16 protein-coding genes and 1 other RNA gene are annotated in these 21,254 nt (G+C 43.0%); 11 read left to right on the top strand and 6 right to left on the bottom strand.

Annotated elements, in window-relative coordinates; translation table 11 throughout:
- The first annotated feature begins 112 nt into the window (after positions 1 to 112).
- The gene (gene gltB / locus C5749_RS15325; protein ID WP_105727119.1) at positions 113 to 4,627 is read left to right on the top strand and encodes a glutamate synthase large subunit; all 4,515 of its coding nucleotides are present in this window, start codon (positions 113 to 115) and stop codon (positions 4,625 to 4,627) included.
- Between the two features lie 21 nt (positions 4,628 to 4,648).
- Entirely contained in the window at positions 4,649 to 6,115 is a 1,467-nt protein-coding gene (locus C5749_RS15320; RefSeq protein ID WP_105727118.1) for a glutamate synthase subunit beta, read from the top strand.
- Positions 6,116 to 6,402: 287 nt separating this feature from the next.
- On the opposite strand, the gene C5749_RS15315 is transcribed toward C5749_RS15320, so the two are convergent.
- From C5749_RS15315 to tgt, 3 genes are all read right to left on the bottom strand, one after another.
- A complete protein-coding gene (locus tag C5749_RS15315; protein ID WP_105727117.1) occupies positions 6,403 to 7,302 on the bottom strand; it encodes a DMT family transporter in 900 nt (299 codons plus the stop codon).
- Between the two features lie 86 nt (positions 7,303 to 7,388).
- Positions 7,389 to 8,471, bottom strand: a complete 1,083-nt coding sequence (locus tag C5749_RS15310; protein ID WP_105727116.1) for an LptF/LptG family permease — start codon at positions 8,469 to 8,471, stop codon at positions 7,389 to 7,391.
- 3 nt (positions 8,472 to 8,474) lie between these two features.
- Complete coding sequence (gene tgt / locus C5749_RS15305; RefSeq protein WP_105727115.1) at positions 8,475 to 9,605, bottom strand: tRNA guanosine(34) transglycosylase Tgt; 1,131 nt, start codon at positions 9,603 to 9,605, stop codon at positions 8,475 to 8,477.
- 248 nt (positions 9,606 to 9,853) lie between these two features.
- Between tgt and C5749_RS15300 the strand changes: the two genes are divergently transcribed.
- Both C5749_RS15300 and rsmG read left to right on the top strand, forming a co-directional pair.
- Positions 9,854 to 10,996: a glycosyltransferase gene (locus C5749_RS15300; protein ID WP_105727114.1), complete on the top strand. Its 1,143-nt coding sequence runs from the start codon at positions 9,854 to 9,856 to the stop codon at positions 10,994 to 10,996.
- Between the two features lie 8 nt (positions 10,997 to 11,004).
- Positions 11,005 to 11,640, top strand: coding sequence for a 16S rRNA (guanine(527)-N(7))-methyltransferase RsmG (gene rsmG / locus C5749_RS15295; protein ID WP_105727290.1), 636 nt, complete (start codon positions 11,005 to 11,007; stop codon positions 11,638 to 11,640).
- A gap of 16 nt (positions 11,641 to 11,656) precedes the next feature.
- Here rsmG and C5749_RS15290 read toward each other — a convergent pair whose 3' ends face one another.
- On the bottom strand, positions 11,657 to 11,899 hold the full coding sequence (locus tag C5749_RS15290; RefSeq protein ID WP_105727113.1) for a hypothetical protein: 243 nt from the start codon (positions 11,897 to 11,899) through the stop codon (positions 11,657 to 11,659).
- A 73-nt stretch (positions 11,900 to 11,972) separates the two neighbouring features.
- Here C5749_RS15290 and dprA point away from each other — a divergent pair, with 73 nt between their 5' ends.
- The 3 genes from dprA (at position 11,973) to accD (ending at position 14,327) form a co-directional block, all read left to right on the top strand.
- Positions 11,973 to 13,064 (top strand): DNA-processing protein DprA, encoded by a 1,092-nt coding sequence (dprA, locus tag C5749_RS15285; RefSeq protein ID WP_342748716.1) that lies wholly within the window; start codon positions 11,973 to 11,975, stop codon positions 13,062 to 13,064.
- A gap of 101 nt (positions 13,065 to 13,165) precedes the next feature.
- Positions 13,166 to 13,263: signal recognition particle sRNA small type (gene ffs / locus C5749_RS15280), an RNA gene on the top strand.
- Between the two features lie 221 nt (positions 13,264 to 13,484).
- Entirely contained in the window at positions 13,485 to 14,327 is an 843-nt protein-coding gene (gene accD / locus C5749_RS15275; protein WP_105727111.1) for an acetyl-CoA carboxylase, carboxyltransferase subunit beta, read from the top strand.
- A gap of 7 nt (positions 14,328 to 14,334) precedes the next feature.
- Here accD and C5749_RS15270 read toward each other — a convergent pair whose 3' ends face one another.
- Positions 14,335 to 14,679 carry a hypothetical protein gene (locus C5749_RS15270; protein ID WP_219848010.1) on the bottom strand — a complete coding sequence of 115 codons (345 nt, stop codon included), beginning with the start codon at positions 14,677 to 14,679 and terminating at the stop codon, positions 14,335 to 14,337.
- Positions 14,680 to 14,772: 93 nt separating this feature from the next.
- Here C5749_RS15270 and C5749_RS15265 point away from each other — a divergent pair, with 93 nt between their 5' ends.
- The 4 genes from C5749_RS15265 to C5749_RS15250 all read left to right on the top strand — a co-directional run bounded on the left by C5749_RS15265 (position 14,773) and on the right by C5749_RS15250 (position 20,260).
- Complete coding sequence (locus C5749_RS15265) at positions 14,773 to 16,632, top strand: DNA topoisomerase IV subunit B (RefSeq protein ID WP_105727110.1); 1,860 nt, start codon at positions 14,773 to 14,775, stop codon at positions 16,630 to 16,632.
- 30 nt (positions 16,633 to 16,662) lie between these two features.
- Complete coding sequence (gene purU / locus C5749_RS15260; RefSeq protein ID WP_105727109.1) at positions 16,663 to 17,505, top strand: formyltetrahydrofolate deformylase; 843 nt, start codon at positions 16,663 to 16,665, stop codon at positions 17,503 to 17,505.
- 59 nt (positions 17,506 to 17,564) lie between these two features.
- The gene (locus C5749_RS15255) at positions 17,565 to 18,341 is read left to right on the top strand and encodes a DUF4382 domain-containing protein (protein WP_105727108.1); all 777 of its coding nucleotides are present in this window, start codon (positions 17,565 to 17,567) and stop codon (positions 18,339 to 18,341) included.
- Positions 18,342 to 18,490: 149 nt separating this feature from the next.
- Positions 18,491 to 20,260 carry a hypothetical protein gene (locus C5749_RS15250; RefSeq protein WP_105727107.1) on the top strand — a complete coding sequence of 590 codons (1,770 nt, stop codon included), beginning with the start codon at positions 18,491 to 18,493 and terminating at the stop codon, positions 20,258 to 20,260.
- 91 nt (positions 20,261 to 20,351) lie between these two features.
- Here C5749_RS15250 and C5749_RS15245 read toward each other — a convergent pair whose 3' ends face one another.
- Positions 20,352 to 21,251 (bottom strand): class I SAM-dependent methyltransferase, encoded by a 900-nt coding sequence (locus C5749_RS15245; protein WP_105727106.1) that lies wholly within the window; start codon positions 21,249 to 21,251, stop codon positions 20,352 to 20,354.
- Positions 21,252 to 21,254 lie beyond the last annotated feature (3 nt).

Raw genomic sequence — 21,254 nt, 5'->3', positions numbered from 1 at the left:
AAAAACATATTAAATTACAAAAACCTCAACGTCGAATCATTTTTTTTAGAGAAATTATAATAAAAAACATTTTTTATTCGTATATTAGCAACCTAATATTTTGAGGAGAGAAATGACAAACGAAAGATTACCGGAACAAGGGCTGTATAATCCTGACTTTGAACATGATGCGTGTGGTGTTGGCTTCGTTGCCCACATCAAAGGAAAAAAATCGCACCAGCAAGTAGAGGATGCGTTGACGATGTTGGAAAACATGGAACACCGGGGGGCATGTGGTTGTGACCCAGAAAGTGGAGATGGAGCAGGGGTTATGATTCAGCTGCCCCATGAATTTTTGTGGGAAGAGTGTATTAACCTCGGCATCCAATTGGAAGAGCCTGGTTATTATGGAACAGGGATGGTCTTTCTTCCGAAAGAGGAAGCATTAAACGAACTTTGCCGTAACACCATTATCGAGGCAACGGAAGCACGGGGCATGAAATTTTTAGGTTTCCGCGATGTTCCCGTGAATCGTGAAGGCATTGGGCCGACGGCATTGGGCGCAGAACCGGAGATTGTTCAGTTTTTTGTCTCCCGCCCTGACGGCGTCTCTACAACAGAAGAGTTCGAACGGAAACTTTTCGTTCTAAGACGCCTCATCATCCAAAAAATAAAAGAACATCAAGCATATCCATTACCTTTATATATCGCTTCACTGTCTTGTAAGACGATTATCTATAAAGGACAATTGACCACCTATCAAGTCGGCACGTATTTCGAAGATCTGAAAGACCCGCGTGTTGTATCGGCATTCGGATTGGTTCATTCGCGTTTTTCGACGAACACATTTCCTTCGTGGTCGTTGGCACAGCCATTCCGTAATATTGCGCACAACGGTGAAATCAATACCTTGACCGGAAACTTAAACTGGTTTTATGCGGGTGCGAGAGCACTTTCTTCTCCTTATTTTTCAGAAGAAGAGATGCAAATACTGCTTCCGGTAGTAGACCGTGGACAATCGGATTCTGCTTGTTTGGATAACGTCGTAGAATTACTTTTACATAGCGGAAGAAGTTTGCCGCATGTCATGCTGATGCTCGTACCGGAGGCTTGGGATGGCAATACCCAAATGGATCCGCTCAAGAGAGCCTTCTACGAATACCACGCGACATTGATGGAGCCATGGGATGGTCCTGCCGCACTATGTTTCACAGATGGTAATACCATTGGTGCCACATTGGACCGAAACGGTTTAAGACCACTGCGTTTTGCGGTTACATCGGACGACCGCGTAGTTGTAGCCTCCGAAGCAGGCGCACTACCCGTGCCTGAAAGCCTTATCATTAAAAAAGGCCGTCAACAGCCGGGAAAAATTTTCGTTGTGGATATGGAGAAAGGCTGCATTCGTTCCGACGAGGAAGTCAAAGGCGAACTCATCCACCAACAACCTTATGGGGAATGGCTCGATAATTACAAAATCCGGATGGACGAGCTGGAAAAACCACGCGTTACCTATACCTATCTCAAAAAAGAATCGGTATTCAAATACCAGCAAGCCTTCGGTTATTCTCGTGAAGACCTGGAAAACATCATCACGCCGATGGCGGTGACGGGTTATGAACCTATCGGTTCCATGGGAACGGATATTCCGTTGGCTATTTTATCAGACCAACCACAACACCTGTCCAGCTATTTTAAACAGTTTTTTGCACAGGTTACCAATCCGCCTATTGATCCGATCCGGGAGCGTTTGGTGATGAGCTTAGCGACATTCATCGGCAATGCCGGCAATATTTTAGTAGAAGACAAAAAATTCTGCCATAGCGTCAAATTGGAACACCCAATTTTGACCTCGAGTGAATTAGAGAAACTGCGATCGATCGATACCGGTATATTCCAAGCAAAAACGTTGCAGACATATTTCAAAGCTGATGGCAAATCAGGCTCCCTAGAAGCTGGCCTAGAAAGGTTATGCCGATACGCCGACGACGCGGTTCGTGACGGTTTTGAAGTCATCATTCTTTCCGACCGTGCGATTGACTCGCAGCATTGTGCAATTCCATCAATCTTGGCCGTATCGGCCGTACATCACCATCTTATCAAAACAGGCAACAGAGGTGCTGTAGGACTAGTGGTAGAAGCGGGCGACGTTTGGGAAGTACACCATTTTGCTTGTCTTTTAGCATTTGGAGCAACGGCCGTCAATCCTTATATGGCATTGGCCTCGATCCGTACCATGAAAGAACTGGGACAGATCGAAACCGAGTTGACTTGGGAAGAACTCCGAAAAAATTATGTAAAAGCGATTTGTGCAGGTCTATTGAAGATATTCTCGAAGATGGGTATCTCCACACTACAATCTTACCATGGTGCCCAAATATTTGAGGTCTTAGGTGTAGAAAAATCAGTAGTGGACACTTATTTCTGTGGTTCGGTTTCACGCATTGGCGGATTGACTTTGGATGATATTGCAACGGAAGCCTTATCCAAGCATTGGAGAGCTTTCGGACAAACACGTGTAGAACAGAAACTATTGCCAGAAGGTGGTATTTATCAGTGGAAGCGTCGTGGAGAACGCCATTTGTGGAATCCTGAAACGGTGCATCTCTTACAAAAGGCTTGTCGCACAGGTGACTTTGAATCTTACAAGAAGTACGCAGCTTTAATCAACAACCAAAAAGAACGGATGTATACGTTGCGTGGCTTGCTTGATTTTGCGAAACACAGAACACCGGTTCCATTGGAAGAGGTAGAACCTGCGGAGAACATTATGAAACGTTTTGCTACGGGTGCGATGTCCATGGGTTCCATTTCCACGGAAGCACATAGCACGCTTGCCATCGCCATGAACCGTATCGGCGCGAAAAGTAATACAGGCGAGGGTGGTGAGGATGCCATTCGTTTTGAGCGATTACCTAACGGAGACTCGATGCGCTCTGCCATTAAACAGGTAGCTTCTGCACGTTTTGGCGTGACATCGCATTACCTGACAGAAGCGGACGAGATTCAAATCAAGATGGCCCAAGGCGCAAAACCGGGAGAAGGTGGTCAGCTACCGGGACATAAAGTAGATGAATTCATTGCGCGCCTGCGTCACGCAACGCCAGGTGTGGGACTAATCTCTCCTCCACCGCATCACGATATTTATTCTATCGAGGATCTTGCTCAATTGATTTTCGATTTGAAAAATGCCAATCGGAACGCGAGAATCAACGTAAAACTGGTTTCCAAAGCTGGAGTAGGCACTATCGCTGCCGGGGTAGCAAAAGCACATGCTGATGTGATTCTAATCGCCGGATTCGATGGCGGCACAGGTGCTTCGCCATTAAGTTCTGTTAAACACGCCGGCTTACCTTGGGAATTGGGACTGGCCGAAGCACACCAAACGCTCGTACAGAACAAATTGCGTAGCCGAGTGGTACTACAGGCCGACGGACAGATGAAAACCGGCCGTGATATCGTCATGGCGACCTTATTGGGCGCGGAAGAGTGGGGTGTGGCTACCGCTGCATTGATCGCAGGTGGTTGTATTATGATGCGCAAATGCCATCTGAATACCTGCCCTGTCGGCGTTGCTACGCAAGACCCCGAATTGCGGAAGCTATTCTCTGGAAAACCTGAAGATATCGTTAACCTCTTCCGCTTCCTTGCAGAAGAGATACGGGAAACGATGGCACAGCTTGGTTTCCGTACCATAAACGAAATGGTAGGTCGCGCACAGTTTTTAAAGAAACGGGAAAACATAGACCACTGGAAAGCGGCAAAAATTGATTTCTCACAAATATTGCACGTTGCTCGAAACGAGCCTTCTGAAAGCTTGTATAACACGCAAGAACAAGATCATGGCATGAGTATGATTTTAGATTGGGGATTATTGAACCAAGCAAAATCTGCTATCGAGACAAAGACACCTGTATTCGGTACATTTAAGGTAAAAAATACAGACCGAACCATAGGTACATTGTTGTCAAACGAAATATCAAAAGCCCATGGTGCGGATGGTTTACCGGACAACACGATCAACTTCAAGTTTGAGGGCTCTGCCGGCCAATCGTTTGGAGCCTTTGCCGTGAAAGGGCTTTCTTTTGAATTGGAAGGTGAAGCCAATGATTACGTCGGGAAAGGACTTTCGGGAGCGCAGCTTGCTATCTACCCAACAGATGATAGCCCGTTGGTTGCACACGAAAATATTATTATTGGCAACGTCGCGCTATATGGCGCAACATCTGGCTATCTCTTTATCAATGGTATGGCAGGTGAACGTTTTGCAGTAAGAAACTCCGGAGCTACAGCGGTTGTCGAAGGTATCGGTGACCACGGTTGTGAATATATGACCGGAGGACGGGCGTTAATTCTAGGCGAAACAGGACGTAACTTCGCTGCGGGAATGAGTGGTGGTATTGCCTGGATCTACGATATAGCGGGCAACTTCCGCGATAATTGCAACCAGGAGATGGTCGATCTTGACCCGCTAGACACAGAAGATGAAAACGAGATCATCGCTTTGTTAAAGCGCCATATACACCTTACCAATAGCGAGCGGGCCAATTTCATTTTGCAAAACTGGGCAAGTGAAAAGAGCAAGTTTATCAAAGTATTTCCACGGGAATACAAAAATGTGTTACGTAAAAAATTAGTGGTAGCTTAATATAGCGGAGGAATAGTAGTCATGGGAAAACCAACAGGATTTTTAGAATTTGAAAGAGCGCTTCCACAGAAAGAATCTGTGGAGAGTAGAAAACAAAATTATCAAGAATTTGTACATAGCTACACGGATGACCAACTCAATCATCAAGCAGCACGTTGTATGGATTGTGGCATTCCTTTTTGCCATTCGGGATGTCCATTAGGAAATGTCATTCCCGAATTCAACGATGCCGTATATGATGCTCGTTGGGAGGAGGCGTATAATATACTCGTATCGACCAACAACTTTCCGGAGTTTACGGGAAGAATCTGCCCAGCACCCTGCGAAGCAGCCTGTGTGCTGGGTATTAACAAACCGCCCGTAGCAATCGAAGAGATCGAGAAGCACATTATTGAAATTGCCTTTAAGAAAAAATTCGTACAGCCGAATAAAAGTTATATCAAAACAGGTAAACGCGTAGCTGTAGTGGGTTCTGGACCTGCGGGTCTTGCCGCCGCAGCACAACTGAACAAAGCTGGGCATGACGTCGTTGTTTATGAGCGTGATGATAAAGTAGGCGGTTTGCTTCGTTACGGCATTCCTGACTTCAAACTGGATAAATCAGTGATCGACCGTCGGGTAGACGTCATGGAGCAATCTGGCGTCGTATTTAAGACAAATGCCGAAGTGGGCGTCAACGTCCCTAGCAGTGAATTACAGGATTACGATGCGATTGTATTGTCCGGAGGTTCAACTATCCCACGTAACCTACCTATCCCGGGGCGTGAGCTGAAAGGTGTTCATTATGCTATGGAGTTCTTGAAACAGCAGAACAAACGGGTGGGCAACTCCCCTATTGATGTAGAAGAAATCTTAGCGACCGATAAGAACGTATTGGTTATAGGTGGTGGTGATACGGGATCCGACTGCGTGGGAACATCCAACCGCCACGGCGCAAAAAGCGTTACGCAATTTGAATTGATGCCACAACCGCCGCAGGAGCGTACCGTTGCTATGCCTTGGCCAACTTATCCGATGTTATTGAAAACAACGACATCGCATGAGGAAGGTTGTCAGCGTTATTGGAGCGTAAGCACCAAAGCTTTTTTAGGCGATGATAAAGGTCATGTTCGCGCAGCGCTGGTTGTCGATTTGGAGTGGGAAACTGATAATTTCGGTAGACCTACCAAATTCAAAGAAGTCGAAGGATCTGAACGTGAAATCCCGTGTGAATTGGTTACGTTGGCTATGGGATTCCTTCACCCGCAACACGAAGGCTTATTGCAGCAACTTGGTGTTAAACTGGACGGGCGAGGCAACGTGGAGGCACTAGAAGGCGAATATAAAGCGTCTGCTGACAGGGTGTTTGTAGCGGGTGATATGCGTCGCGGTCAATCCCTTGTGGTCTGGGCGATTTCCGAAGGCCGTGAGTGCGCTAGAAAAGTCGATGAATTCCTGATGGGATATTCCGAATTGGAATGTAAAGATCAGACAGTTTCATACGCTTAGTTTTAACTACATAAAGAGAAAAGCCGGGCAATGCCCGGCTTTTCTCTTTATGTTACATGCAGCGTCAACGCATTTAGCATTTTCCCTGTGTGGGATGGGCTTGTGCGACAGGCCACCTGAAGGAGACAAAGAGTTTATAAACTCGTGTTTATTTGGGTGTTTATGAGCTCACTTCGTTCGGTTTTGCCTCCTTTTTGCGCTCAAAAAGGAGGGCCGTGCCCTGGCAAAGGGCAGTCGAGGTGGTGCGCCGGAAAAAGAAACATACTGCATTTGCGGCTAAATAAACATCAATGCAGCTTCCGATTAATCAACCTCTTTTCTCTGTTTTCTATTTTGACTTTCACATATGGATATAAGAATACGGCACCCAAAATAATGACCGCCCCTGTGTAAAAACCTAAACTCATGGTTTCCTGCTGGCCAAAAATAAGTATGGCCAGAACGATACCGTATATGGGTTCCATGTTGGTTGTGAGCGCAACGGTAAAAGCACTTAGTTCCTTCATTACCGCAACGCCGAGTACATAGGCTACCGCCGTACATACAACCCCCAGCAACAAAATATAGGCCCAATCAGCATCCTGCAACCACATTTTTTCATTGAAATCGCCCGTAAACAGCATGATGACGGATACCCAGAAAAAGGCGCCCAGCATTTCATAAAACGTAATCACAGTAGGACTGGTCGTCTTCACTAGCCGAGCGTTGAGAATAGAAAAAATACTGGCGCACAGCGCCGCCCCAAGCCCAAACACGATTCCCCATACATACTGAAATTCGAATTTAAAAATAAGGTAAATCCCCAATATTATAATCAGGCCTATGCCTACATCTGCTTTGGATATTTTGGTTTTGTTAATGATTGGCTCCAAAATGGAGGTGAACAGTGTCAATGACGATACGGTTACTAACGTAACGGATACCGTGGAAACCTTGATAGAATGAAAAAACAATACCCAATGTACACCGACAATCCCTCCTACCATTAAAAACCGTATCAGTTTCTCCTTGGCGACATGTATGGATTTGCGCATGAAGATAAAATAAATAAAAAGGGAAAGCGCGGCAATCAGAACCCGATACCACACTAAATGAACTGCCGATATAGACAGTAAACCTCCCAATACGCCTGTGAATCCCCAAATTAGCACGGTAAAATGCAGGATAAGGACATTTTTGTTTTTCATCTGTATATAATTTGCTTTTTGATGGTGATGAAGCTATCAGGTTTATTCATACCCCTGCGCGGTTTGAATAAATCATGATGGTGTCACTATTTAGGTGCTTTATATTTCAACCAGAGTGCCAGTGCTAAAAATAACACATTCGGAATCAGGATAGCGACTAAAGGTGGTAGCCCTCCTTTTAAAGAAAACATCGTGGAGAACTGTACTAAAACAAGAAATGTAAAGCTTAATGCTATACCAATTCCTAAACTCAAACCAATCCCGCCACGAACTTTTTTGGATGACAGTGAAACGCCCATTAGCGTTAAGATAAACGCTGAAAAAGGCCCAATATAGCGCTTATATTTCTCTAATAACAGATCGGTCATCATGCCTGTTCCACGGGTTTCTTCCTTGGCAATACGTTGGTTTAGCTCTTCGGTATCCATGGCGGTAAATACATTGTCGTAGGTTTCGAAGTCCCTGGGCAACATATCTAATGTGGTGTCACGGTCTATACCTTTCTCCATTGTTTCACGTAAGCCATCAATAGTCCGAACGGTATAGTCTTTGATTTTCCATTTTGTAGCGACCGAATCCCAAGTTATACTTTGTGCCATCAACTTCTCCGTCAGTTGGTCGCCGGAAAATTTCTCCAAAGAAAAATTATAACCAATATTTCGTTTCGTATCGAAATTATCGATGTACACGTATGTATTGGAATCGATCTGCATATGGGTAGACATGGTGGATGTGCTGATCTTATGTGGCTTTACATAAACGTTTTCAAAATTTACTTTGATTTTATTGGTATAGGGAATGATCCAGATATTCGATACAAGGGTAAATAAAAAGATAATACTCGCCGCAATCATATAAGGCCGTAAGAAGCGGTTAAAGCTCATTCCTCCACTCAAAATAGGCACAACTTCCGTTTGATCTGCCATCTTAGAGGTAAAGAAAATCACCGCGATGAAATTGATTAGCGGCGTTAACATATTCAGGAAAAAAGGGATGCTGCCCAGGGCATAGTATTCCAAGAATACCTTGGACATCGGGGCTTTATACTTAAGGAAATCATCCAGTTTCTCCGAAACATCAAAAACAACAATCACGACAATAAAAATACCGACCGTGAACACGAATGTGCTCAGGTATTTTTTAATGATATAGCGGTCAATGATGTTCATGTTTTACAACCTTTGCCCTAGAATTTTTACCATCTTTTCTTTCCATTCATAAAATGTACCCTCGATAATTTTGTCCCTAGCTTGTTTTACCAACCATAAGTAAAAATGAAGGTTATGCAACGATGCGATCTGTGCACCTAAAATCTCTTGCGATCTAATTAAATGACGAAGATAAGCTTTTGTATGTATCTGATCGACCAACAAATCGCTTTCTGCTTCAATGGGCGAAAAGTCATCTTTCCATTTTTCGTTTTTGATATTGATAATACCGTTCTGCGTGAACAGCATACCATTACGCGCGTTCCTTGTGGGCATGACGCAATCGAACATATCGATGCCTAGGGCAATATTTTCGAGAATATTAATCGGTGTACCGACTCCCATAAGGTAACGAGGTTTATCCTGTGGCAAGATGTTGGTTACAACTTCTGTCATGGCATACATCTCCTCTGCAGGTTCGCCGACCGAAAGTCCTCCAATCGCATTACCATCCCGATTGAAAGACGCTATAACCTCTGCTGATTTTTCTCGTAAATCTTTATACACCGACCCCTGAACGATAGGGAAAAGCGTCTGTTCATATCCATACAACGGTTCGGTACTGTCGAACCGATCGATACAACGTTTTAACCAGCGATGGGTCATGTCCAACGATTTCCGAGCATAACTGTATTCACAGGGATAAGGTGTACATTCATCAAAAGCCATGATGATGTCTGCTCCGATGACACGTTGCGTATCCATCACATTTTCCGGTGTAAAAAGGTGCTTCGAGCCGTCAATATGTGAACGGAAAGTAACGCCTTCTTCTCGAATCTTACGTACCTCGGTTAGTGAATATACTTGATATCCGCCTGAATCGGTCAATATAGGTCCGTCCCAATGGTTAAACTTATGCAAACCGCCTGCTTTACGCAAAACATCCAAACCAGGACGCAAATATAGATGGTACGTATTCCCTAAGATAATCTGTGCTTGGATATCCTGTACCAATTCGTGCTGGTGAACAGCTTTAACTGTTCCCGCCGTACCAACAGGCATAAAAATAGGTGTTTGAATATTTCCGTGTGCGGTCTCCAATACACCGGCACGCGCCTTAGATGCTATATCCTCTGCCTGAAGCGTAAATCTCATATAATAATATCCCTCATGCCCTTTTGAGCAAAATCAATGCAAACCTAACGAAATTCATGTTTATATGCAATATACCCATTATGCCTATAAAATGAATTTCGTTCGCTCGCCTCTGTCATCAATGTTCATTATAACAGAGGAAAAATAAAATAAAAATTGCGAGGAAACGAGTGCGTACCAAAATCTTAATAAAACTTAACTTTTTCTCCCCGTTATCTTGGCGGAACACTGTATCTTTGCTGTTTTATATGACGATATTGGAACAATTTTTATCTTATCTTCCGTATGTACCTATAGGGGTACTGGGCATTTTGCTGCTTATCCAACTCCATTATATCTATTTTGTATACGGAAAATTAGTCTTTTATTCGACAAAATCTTTTCAGAACGTTTCTTATCAACCGCCAGTAAGTGTTATTATATGTGCGCACAATGAGGAAGAAAATTTAAAATCGTTTCTTCCTCCAATATTGGAACAAGATTATCCTCTATTTGAAGTGGTGCTGGTGGATGATTGTTCGGATGACGAAACGAAATGGATACTCAAGGAATTCTCGTCCAAATATCCTGAACGATTAAAGATTGTAGAAATCAAGGAACATATCCGTCTAAAACACACAAAAAAATTCGCGCTCACCATGGGCATTAAGGCGGCGAAACATGAGCACCTTGTTTTCACGGATGCCGACTGCGAACCGGCGAGTTCTTTTTGGCTCGCAGAAATGGTCGGGGCTTTCTCATATGAAAAAGAAATTGTCTTGGGCTATTCCCCTTATTTCAAACGGAATGGGTTTTTGAATAAATTAATTCGATTTGAGACAACCCATACGGCGATGAGCTATTTGTCGTATGCGTTAAAGGGAAATGCCTATATGGGCGTAGGGCGCAACTTAGCTTATACGAAATCTCTTTTTTACAAGGGCAAGGGCTTTAATAAACACATGCACATCAAATCGGGGGATGACGATTTGTTCGTCAACCACAATGCAACGACGACGAATGTCAATATCGCTATACACGCAGATGCGCATATACTATCTGTTCCTAAAAAAACGTGGAAAAGTTATTATAAACAGAAAGCACGTCATTCTGGCGCTTCCACGCTATACAAAAGCAAGCACAAACGCATGCTCGCTACACAGTTGTTGTCGGCCGTATTGTTTTATTTGATGCTGATCATATGCTTCGTGCTATATCCTAACCTATGGTACATTCCGTTGGGTATCTATGCTGTGCGGCTGTTAAGCCAACTTGTAATTTTTAACCGTATTTATACAAAACTGATCGTTCGGGACTTGCTTATTTGGCTTCCGCTGCTTGACGTTTTGTATTATTTTTATATTTGTATTAATGGCCTGTTTAATCGCGGCAAAAAACAAACTTCATGGTGATGACTAACATGAACCCAAACGTCGATATCGTCTACAAATACTTTCCGAACTTAACGGAAAAGCAAAAACAACAATTTGCCCAACTGGCGGAGGTATATCCATTCTGGAATGACCAGATTAACGTCGTTTCCAGAAAAGACATCGATGGCCTTTATTTGCGCCATGTATTACATTCACTCGGTATCGCCAAATTCATGACGGAGTTTGCACCCGGCACACGAATACTGGATGTTGGAACAGGAGGTGGGTTTCCGGGCATACCGTTAGCCATCCTTTTTCCGGAAGTACAGTTCCACTTGGTCGATTCTATCGGAAAGAAAATTAAAGTGGTCCGTGAAGTGGCCCAGGCGCTAGGCTTAGAAAACGTAGAGGCTGACCATATCCGTGCAGAGCAATTGGATTATAAATACGATTTTGTGGTATCGCGCGCGGTAACCCGTTTAGGTGAATTTGCTTCTTGGGTTCGTAATAAATTTGAAAAGCAAGATCAAAATGGTGTTCCAAATGGAATTATATACCTCAAAGGAGGCGATCTTCGGGAGGAGATTAAAGAATCGCGACTCAAAGCGGAACTGCATCCCCTATCCTCCTACTTCAACGAAGATTTTTTTGACACAAAATACGTGGTGTATGTGCCAATGTGACGCCTATTTCGGCAAATCACTCACCACTGGTCTTCGAAATGTGCTGTCCAATAAGGTTCACTTCCTCATCCATCCCAAACATGGGCAATTCGGTTTCTGGATGTAGTTTTAACCAAGAGGTGTCGGTATCTTTTATAATCTTAACATATTCTTTTCCCTCCTTAAAAATAAGGTAAACACCCTCTTCTTCCGGAAAAACAGCATATACGATGTCGCCTATCTCTATATCAAATGGTTCTTGAGCACCTTGTAATTCCATTGTATTCTATTTTTTTAATCAAAGTTAGAACTTTTATATAAATTTTTTATCTTTAGGTCTCTGAATTATGACCATGCTCAAAAAAATAGCACTTACAAAGATTAAAGGTGTAGGCCCTAAAACGGCGCGTACTTTACTAACTTACTTTGGTTCGGTCGACAATATCTTCGACGCCAGCAAAAAGCAATTACTTTCTATTCCAGGTATTAGAAAAGCGACAGTGGAATCAATTTTCTCGAAGAACTATATGCATGATGCGGAACGAGAACTAGCTTTTGTCGAAAAGCACAATATAGAAATGCTTTGGGCTGAGGACGCAACCTATCCGCGCCGTCTGACGCAATGTGAAGATGCGCCGCTTCTAATGTATTATAAAGGAACCGTTGATTTAAACCCACGCCTATGCGTTAGTATTGTGGGCACCAGGAATGCAACAGTTTATGGAAAGCGCATTTGTGAAGAACTGGTTTCAACACTACAGGAATATGATATACAGATTGTTAGTGGCCTAGCTTACGGGATAGATGTACAAGCACATCGGTTAGCGCTCAAGCACCACATTCCCACCATCGGCGTGCTGGGGCACGGGCTTGACCGGATATATCCATCTGCCCATCGGGATGTTGCATCCCGCATGCTGGAGAATGGCGGGCTGCTTACGGAATATCCTTCCGAAACTATCCCCGACCGCAGCAACTTTCCGGCACGAAACCGCATCATCGCCGGGTTGGCTGACGTGACCATCGTTGTAGAAGCTGCAAAAAAAGGCGGGGCGCTAATTACCGCAGAAATTGCGAACAGCTATAACAGGGATGTGTGTGCTTTTCCAGGAGGTATAGACCAGGAATATTCTGCTGGCTGTAATTATTTGATTAAAACACACCGTGCGCACCTCATTCGACATGCGGATGATCTGATCTACCTCATGGGTTGGGAACGACCGAAATCTAAACAAGAAGGGATGCAACTCCCATTATTAACAACCAACCTTAGCAAAGATGAACAACGGGTATATGATTTCTTGCAAGAAAAAGAACAGGCCTCCGTTGATGAAATTGCACTTCATTTGGATTGGCCTATGAACAAATTGGCGATGATACTTTTAGAAATGGAAATGAACAGTATATTGCTCTCCCTACCGGGGAAAATTTACAGGATGCATTAAAGTGCAAGTGGCAAGCCATTATTTTTACCTGACAATCAAGCGTCTAAACAAAGTCAAATAAAAAGTTTTTCAAAGCACTATTTTTTTCCTACTTTTGTCGTAGGCAAGTCTCCTACGACCAGCTCCCTTTGACTCCCCCAGGTTGGGAACAAAGCAAGGGTATTAGGTTGAGCGGTGCGATAGGAGTAGCTTGCCTATTTTTTATTTTATAACTGGCATCACTCTCCCACTCTTTTTTAACTTATTTTTCATTCGCATAATTTGCCTGTCTATATGGGTCAATCCGCTATTGTATAGACAAGTTCGTTAAAAGCGACTTGTTTTTCAGAGCAAGGAAGTTATCAGGTTTATTCATTCTTTGTGGGGTTTGCATAAATCACGATGGTTTCGTTTCTTTGTAGTCCGAATGATCGTGAACTTATGAGTTGGTTTAAAAGAAACAAGGCAGGTATCAATACCGCAACCGAGAATAAAAAAGAAGCGCCTGACGGCATGTGGAATAAATGTCCGAACTGCAAAAAGCCGCTATTGAACAGTGAACAAATTGAAAACCAATACGTTTGTCAGTATTGTGATTATCATATCCGCATCGGTTCCGCTGCCTACTTTTCTATCCTTTTCGATGACAACAACTACACCGAGTTATTTGAAACCTTAACGTCTGGTGATCCCCTTCAATTCGCCGATACCAAACCTTATCCTGTCCGACTTGCAGACAGTCAAGCGAAAACAGGATTAAAAGATGCTATCCGCTGTGCACATGGCAAAATGGAAGGTGGGGATATCGTGATTGCTTGTATGGATTTCACCTTCATTGGGGGCTCTATGGGGTCTGTGGTCGGGGAAAAAATCGCTCGAGCTATCGATTACTGTATAACAAACAAGATTCCTTTCATGTTGATTTCGAAGTCGGGTGGGGCACGTATGATGGAAGCTGCGTTCTCCTTGATGCAAATGGCAAAGACATCAGCAAAGCTAGCGCTGTTAGCACAAGCTAAAATTCCTTATGTTTGTTTACTAACTGACCCGACAACAGGTGGTGTAACCGCTTCCTATGCCATGTTGGGAGATATCAACATTGCTGAACCGGGCGCATTAATAGGATTCGCTGGACCTCGCGTTATCAAAGAGACCATCAAGAAAGATCTGCCTAAAGGTTTTCAAACGTCTGAATTTGTTTTGGAACATGGCTTTCTAGATTTTATCGTGGATCGCCGGAACTTGAAGAACAAAGTAGCAAGCTATTTACGGCTGGTAAAATAAGAGACTGCTAAAAGTAGCTACTAAAAGCCCACAACTTTCGCTTTTTTAGATAGTGTAAGTTTCGTTCATTTCGATAGGCTTCCCGCTCAAAAGAGATATTAAGGTAAGCTTGTCGAAATTTTTTATATTGTAAAAAACGTATCAAAAATTCGATAACATACCATATGTAGAAGGGAACTACCAGCATTTCTGCGGCCTGTTTGATATGTATATTTTCGTGGTTTAATAAAAATTTATTCTTCTTATAATGTTGATCCAGCAAGAAGATGAAAGGAAAGATAACGATCGCTACTGCCTTTCTTCCCGAAAAGATATTTGTCCAAAACTTACTTACAATGACTTTTCCTTTCATAACTTTTCTATAAGGACGATTGGGCAAAGAGCTTGCCAAAATTATCTAATCTTTTTCCTATTTTTGTTAGCAAAGAAAACTTAAACAAACCGTATGACGACATATAACGAAGACAGTATACGTTCCTTAGATTGGAAAGAACACATCCGTCTGCGCCCGGGTATGTATATCGGGAAATTGGGAGATGGTTCTGCTTATGACGATGGAATCTACGTATTGTTAAAAGAGATTGTCGACAACTCTATAGATGAATTCGTGATGGGTGCCGGCAAAACGATTGACATCAACGTCCATGACAATAAAGTAGCGGTGCGCGATTACGGACGCGGCATTCCCATTGGATCCGTTGTGGATGTGGTTTCTAAAATTAATACCGGTGGTAAATACGATAGCAAAGCATTTCAAAAATCTGTAGGTTTAAATGGTGTCGGTACGAAAGCCGTCAACGCACTTTCCGACCAATTTACCGTGCAGTCGTATCGTCAAGGCGTAACTCGTATTGCACAGTTTCAACGTGGCGAATTAATGAATGACGAGCAAAAAGAAACCACACAACGTAATGGTACGGCGACAAGCTTCTATCCGGATGAAACCATTTTTCGGAATTACAAGTTCCGTATGGAATTTGTAGAAAACATGATCTGGAATTATGTATTCCTTAACTCCGGGCTGACCATCAATTTCAACGGGCAAAAGTTTGTTTCTGAAAATGGATTAAAAGACTTGCTCGAGCGCAATATTGATGCAGAATCTATGCGTTACCCGATCATCCATCTAAGAGGAGAGGATATCGAAATTGCGCTGACACACGGCCAGCAATATGGTGAAGAATATTATTCTTTTGTCAATGGACAACACACTACGCAAGGCGGCACACACCAAGCCGCATTTCGCGAAGCCGTTGTCAAAACAATCCGTGAGTTTTATAAAAAGGAATTTGATGCCGCGGACATACGTTCGTCTATTATCGCTGCAATCGCGATTAAGGTACAAGAACCGGTATTTGAATCACAAACAAAAACAAAACTCGGATCACAAAGTATCGGCCCTGAAGGCCCGACTGTACGTACTTTTATCAACGATTTCGTTAAAAAGGCGCTGGATGATTATTTGCATAAAAACTCGGCTACAGCTGATGCATTGCTTAAACGCATCTTGCAGTCCGAACGCGAGCGGAAAGATATTGCTGGCATTAAGAAGCTTGCCAATGAGCGTGCTAAGAAAGCATCTTTGCACAACCGAAAACTGCGTGACTGCAAAATCCATTTCAACGATAAAAACGAGCGCAACTTAGAAACGACACTGTTCATCACAGAGGGAGACTCAGCCAGTGGTTCTATCACCAAATCGCGTGATGTACAGACCCAAGCCGTATTCAGCTTAAAAGGCAAACCCTTAAACTCCTACGGCATGTCGAAGAAAATTGTTTACGAGAATGAAGAATTCAACTTATTGCAGCATGCGCTCAATATCGAGGACGGACTCGACGGGCTACGTTATAACAACATCGTCATTGCTACAGATGCAGACGTAGATGGTATGCACATCCGTTTGCTGTTGCTTACTTTCTTTTTACAATTTTTTCCCGATTTGGTGAAGGCCGGGCATGTATCTATTTTACAAACGCCGCTTTTCCGTGTCCGAAACAAAAAGGATACGATTTATTGTTATTCGGATGAAGAACGCCAACGTGCTATTGCCAAATTAGGAGGCAAACCGGAAATCACCCGTTTCAAAGGTCTAGGAGAAATATCTCCCTCTGAATTTGGGCTTTTCATTGGTAAAGATATGCGTTTAGATCCCGTTATTCTTTCTAAAGAGAACAAACTACCTCAATTGTTGGAGTATTATATGGGTAAGAATACGCCCGACAGACAAAAGCATATCGTCGAAAATCTACGTATTGAAATCGATTTGGAAGAAGAACTTGCTAAAGCTGCCGTTGCCTCCTAAAAGGCAACGGTATTTATTACAATATAAATAATGAACAACCAAACCTTAATTCTTATCCAGTGCCAAGATGCGGTGGGCCTGGTCGCCAATGTCGCCCATGTTATCGCTAAGCATCATTTAAATATCGTCACCATGCGGGAATTTGTGGACGAAGAAAACCGAAAATTTTTTGTCCGTGTGGTCTGTAGTGGTGTTCCAGCGACTACTCCGCTATTGCAACAGGATTTAGAAGACAATTTACCTCCTCAGGCACAGGTATCTATTAACCCTGCTCGTGAAAAAAAGCTTGTTATTTTGGTAACCAAAGAACATCATTGCCTTGCGGATATCCTCGTACGTCATTTTTTCCAAACGCTTAATGCCTCTGTTAGAGCGGTAGTTGGAAACTACGAAGTACTGAAAGCGTTTACAGAAAAGTTCGATATCCCCTATCATTTCGTCTCGCATGAAGATAAAACAAAGGAAGAATTTGAACAGGAACTAGCGGAAACCATTGCTCCGTATCAACCCGATTATATCGTGTTGGCCAAGTTTATGCGTATCCTCTCTCCTTCGTTCGTGGCGAAATTCGAAAACAAGCTCATTAATATCCATCATTCTTTCCTTCCCGCGTTCATTGGTGCAAATCCCTATCGACAAGCTTACAAACGAGGTGTAAAGATTATCGGCGCAACAGCGCATTATGTTACGAATGATTTGGATGAAGGTCCTATCATCGTGCAACGTACCAAATCTATTAACCATAGTTACGATGTTCCTAATCTGGTTACAGCAGGAAAAGAAATCGAAAAAGCGGTATTAAGTCAAGCTATCCATTTGTTAACGGAAGACCGAGTGATGTTACAAGGTAATAAGACCATTGTTTTTGAGTAGTAATTTACCATTCTGGCATTGGTTTTGCAGTTTTTATGACTTACATAACGTAATTTAGCATGAGAACAGTATTATTTACAAGTATAGCGACGTTGGCACTATTAAGCGCCTGTGAAAGTGATGACGACGGTAAAGCAGGCACAACACCCATATCCGTGAAAATAACGGATGCACCGGGACGATATGATGCGGTACTACTGAATATTGATAAGATTGAGGTATTGACTAGTAACGGGCGTACCACACTTGATGTCGATGACAACGAGCCTTTCGATATCTTGGAGTTCTCGATGGGTAAAGACACCTTGTTAGCAAATGAAACAGTAGCTTCTGGACGCCTACAAGAGGTACGATTAATACTCGACGATGAGGGGAACGAAATCATTGTAGATGGCCAACCCCACCCTTTGACAACACCGAGTGGACAATCTTCGGGCGTTAAGATCAAAGTACACGATGACTTGATTCCCAACGTAGCGTACACCCTTTTACTGGACTTTGACGTAGCTAGTTCGATTGTACAGCAAGGTAATGGTGGCTACAGTCTAAAACCGGTGATTCGTGCGATACCGGAAGCGGTTTCTGGTGTCATTCACGGCGTCGTGCTGCCTTTGGAGGCCGCCCCGAAAATTTATATCGAGATTGGAGATGAGCGTATTGGCGCCATAACGAATGCAGAGAGCAAGTTCTACTTTCCCGGTATCGAAGATGGAACGTATACGATTATTATTGAGCCTGAAAACGATGCCTATGGAAATAGAACTATTGAAGGGGTTATCGTCGAAACGGGCATTGCAAAAGATGTAGGCACGATTACACTCGATTTAGCTTCTTGATAAACTCCCGAAATAGCATTCGGGCTCTGTTCGTCGGATGGTAGCCCGGATGCCGTTGTTAAAAATGAGTCAAATCATTTTTTCCGCACACTTCCGTTACTTTATACCCGCGTGAAATTGCCGTATTTCGTATCGACATTCGATGTTATATGAAACACAATTTCCACATTCCCGTATTAGGATTAGCTTTTTCCATTGATACGCCTTTAAAAGTTGCAAAATTTGGTATCTCTTCGGTGATATCTATTGTAGACGACGAGCTTATCGAGCGTATACGCGCGTTCTATGCGCAGAAGAACCAGCTCTATTACACCCCTATAAAGAAAACGGAGGAGGATTATCGCGCAAAGCGAATTACAGCTTATCTCAATTTAGTACAACAGATCGTTGATATGCAGATTTTCCATATCAAGAACGATGAATTCTCACCACATGCTGACTTAACAAAATATTTTGAGCTTTTGCCTGATACAGATCTCCGTAAACGACGTTATAAAAAAATGTTAGAAACCGATGATCTTTGTCGAAAAGCCGCCCTGGCGGAAGAATTAAAAACCATGGTTGTTCCGGGAGAAATCGACGTCAACATTATGGCAAAGGTCGATAAGCTTAATGTTGACGCAGAAGGCAAAGTATTATACGAAAAATATTCAGATGCTTCTGCCGCACTCCGAGGTTTCGCCCAATCCGTCTTACGTTCATCCGTTGTTCTTTCGGCGGGCATGAACCCTCGTTTATACAATTACCTTACCGAATTACCCTCTTTTTTTCCAAATCGACACGGCGTATTGGAAAAGCGTATTATCCTGAAGGTTTCAGATTATCGATCGGCCTATATCCAAGCAAAATATCTGGCTAAAAAGGGGCTGTGGGTTTCTGAATTCCGTATCGAGTCGGGGTTAAATTGTGGAGGGCACGCTTTTGCAACAGACGGTTATTTATTAGGCCCTATTCTGGAAGAATTTAAACAAAAGAAAGAAGACCTTGTTCAGGAACTTTCCTGCATTTATAGAACAGCACTTCTTGAAAAGGACGTATCGAACGTACACATCCTTCCCATTAGATTCAGTGTGCAAGGGGGGATAGGAACGGCGGAAGAACAGTTATTCCTTCTCCGTTATTACGGCTTTGACAGTGTCGGTTGGGGCTCACCGTTTTTATTGGTGCCCGAAGCAACTACAGTCGATAACGGTACATTAACGAAATTGATAAAGGCGGATAAGGAAGATTTCTATTTAAGTGATTCATCCCCACTTGGTGTTCCTTTTAATAATTTTAAAGGCAGCACAGCAGAGCAAAGACGAATCGAACGTATCGCTAGGGGAGTTCCTGGAAGTCCCTGTACAAAGAAATATCTGGTGTCTAATACGGAATTTTCAGCAGAACCCATATGTACAGCTTCCCGTGTTTATCAACATGCTAAAATCAACGCGCTAAAAAACATCCAGCTTTCAGAAGCGGAATTTCAGGAACAGGTTGATAAAATTACAGCGAAAACCTGTTTGTGTGAAGGGCTTGCCGCTTCGGCCTACTTGAAATACAATTTACAGAAGCCCAAAGAGATTACGGCTGTTTCTATCTGCCCAGGTCCAAATACGGCATATTTCAAAGGACCTTACACGCTACAGGAAATGGTAGATCATATATATGGTCGTCGTCCACTGGGTTTGAAAAATAGACCTCATATGTTTCTGAACGAATTGCAGCTCTACGTAGACTATCTCAAAAACTTGGCGAAAAATGGTATTGACGACGCAAAGAAGCTGAAAGTAATTCAAAAATTTAAAAACCAACTCGTCGACGGGATTGCTTACTATCGCACGATAACCGCTGAAATGGAGAAATTTGGTTTTAAAGAAACACAAAGCTTTATATCGGCTTTGAACGGTTACGAACAGGATTTAATAATAGAGGCTTAACATAGAAGGTTCATGAGGAACTTTACAATTGCACCAAACTATTTTAACATTTAAAGTCGCATCCAGATGTTGGACATCGGCAGAAATAGCGCTATTTTATCTTCCTAAATTTCCCAAAAACGCCTAAGGGTAGTTTACACCCTGCAGTTGCTTGTAAATAAAGTTCGCCTATTTCCAGATTTTCCACTTGCGGGAACGCCGTTCTGATTAGATTCTCGACGATGACCGATGAAAATCCTAACGAGTACGTGTTTAAGATAAGAAAATGTTCCTTCGGGTCAAGAAGTTGCACCACATCACGCATCATCTCCATAATATGGTCTTCGAGTTTCCACTTTTCTCCTTTAGGACCATGCCCATAGGCCGGAGGATCCAATATAATGCCCTGGTATTTATTACCACGCTTTAATTCTCTCTTCACAAATTTAAGCGCATCCTCTACCACCCAACGGATATTATCCAATTCAGAGAGTGCTTGATTTTCATTCGCCCAAGTAACGACCTGTTTAATCGAATCAACGTGTGTTGTATCCGCCCCTGCCGCTTTTGCAATTAACGATGCTCCGCCTGTGTATGCAAATAAATTCAATACTTTCGGGTTGGGTGTCCTAAAAGACTTGACGGATTCCGATATATAATCCCAATTCACGGCTTGTTCTGGGAATATGCCGACATGTTTAAACGAAGTTAATCCCAAACGGAATTTAATGGATGCATCTTTATTTTTATAACTGATATGCCAACGGTCCTGTGTCTGGGGATTTTTCTTCAGCCAATCTCCGGAAGTTGCTGACCGGCCTTTAAATCGGATATGATGTTTCTGCGTCCATTCCGCCTCCGGTAAGGATTTAGGCCACACGGCCTGTGGTTCAGGACGAATTAAAATAACATCACCAAATCGTTCTAATTTTTCGAAATCACCACAATCGATCAGCTCGTAATCTTTCCAGTGCTGTGGTGTGAGAAGTTGTATGTTTGTTGTTGAACTCAATTT

It is taken from the genome of Sphingobacterium gobiense, from assembly GCF_002980575.1.
Classification (GTDB): domain Bacteria; phylum Bacteroidota; class Bacteroidia; order Sphingobacteriales; family Sphingobacteriaceae; genus Sphingobacterium; species Sphingobacterium gobiense.
This window is presented reverse-complemented; position numbering and strand designations above follow the sequence as displayed.